Raw genomic sequence first — 1,426 nt, forward strand, 5'->3', positions numbered from 1 at the left:
CCGGGCGGCGAGGAGTATCTCGACTCGGAGAAGTACCAGCTCAAACCCCGCGACTGGGAGGCCGCCGCCCTGGAGGGACGGACCATCGCCCCCCTCATCACCCGGCTCAACGACATCCGTCGCCGGCATCCCGCGCTACAGCGCCTGCGGAATCTCCGCTTCCATCAGACCGACAACGACTCCGTGCTCGCCTACAGCAAGAGCACGGGGACGGACACGGTCATCGTGGTCGTCAACCTCGACCCGCACCACACCCAGGAGGCCACGGTCTCGTTGGACATGCCGCAACTCGGCCTGGACTGGAACGCCCACCTGTCCGTCCACGACGAACTGACAGGCGAGACCTACCACTGGGGCCGGACCAACTACGTCCGTCTCAGCCCCGGCCACGCACCCGCGCACGTACTGCATACCGCCGGGCGGGCGACGCCACAGATCGGAGGGCCTTCAGCGTCATGACCGTGAACGAACCCGTGCCGGACACCTTTGAGGACACTCCCGCCCGGGACCGCGACCCTGAGTGGTTCAAGCGCGCCGTCTTCTACGAGGTCCTGGTCCGCTCCTTCCACGACAGCGACGGCGACGGCATCGGGGACCTGAAGGGTCTCACCGCCAAGCTCGACTACCTGCAATGGCTGGGCGTCGACTGCCTGTGGCTGCCACCGTTCTTCAAGTCCCCGCTCAGGGACGGCGGTTACGACGTGGCCGACTACACGTCGGTGCTGCCGGAGTTCGGGGACCTCGCGGACTTCGTCGAGTTCGTGGACGCGGCCCACCAGCGCGGGATGCGCGTGATCATCGACTTCGTCATGAACCACACGAGCGACCAGCACCCGTGGTTCCAGGAGTCCCGCCAGGACCCCGAAGGTCCGTACGGCGACTACTACATGTGGGCCGACGACGACAAGCAGTACCAGGACGCCCGGATCATCTTCGTCGACACCGAGGTCTCCAACTGGACCTTCGACCCGGTGCGCGGCCAGTACTACTTCCACCGCTTCTTCTCGCACCAGCCCGACCTCAACTACGAGAACCCGGCCGTCCAGGAGGAGATCCTGGCCGCGCTGAAGTTCTGGCTGGACCTCGGCATCGACGGCTTCCGTCTCGACGCGGTGCCGTACCTCTACGCCGAGGACGGCACCAACTGCGAGAACCTGCCCGCCACGCACGCCTTCCTGAAGCGCGTCCGGCGCGAGATCGACACGCAGTACCCGGACACCGTGCTGCTGGCGGAGGCGAACCAGTGGCCCGAGGACGTGGTCGACTACTTCGGCGACTACCAGGCGGGCGGCGACGAATGCCACATGGCGTTCCACTTCCCGGTCATGCCACGCATCTTCATGGCCGTACGCCGTGAGTCCCGCTACCCCGTCTCCGAGATCCTCGCCAAGACACCCTCCATCCCGTCCAGTTGCCAGTGGGGCAT

2 protein-coding genes are annotated in these 1,426 nt (G+C 66.3%); both read left to right on the plus strand.

Annotated features, from left to right (window positions below):
* A partial coding sequence (locus ACWEEU_RS30560) for an alpha-glucosidase C-terminal domain-containing protein (protein ID WP_451736922.1) occupies nt 1-459 on the plus strand: 459 nt, incomplete at its 5' end.
* Nucleotides 456-1,426: alpha-amylase family glycosyl hydrolase (locus ACWEEU_RS30565; RefSeq protein WP_451736924.1), on the plus strand; the 971-nt coding region annotated here is incomplete at its 3' end. The genes ACWEEU_RS30560 and ACWEEU_RS30565, both read left to right, overlap by 4 nt.

The organism is Streptomyces sp. NPDC005004, assembly GCF_053600675.1.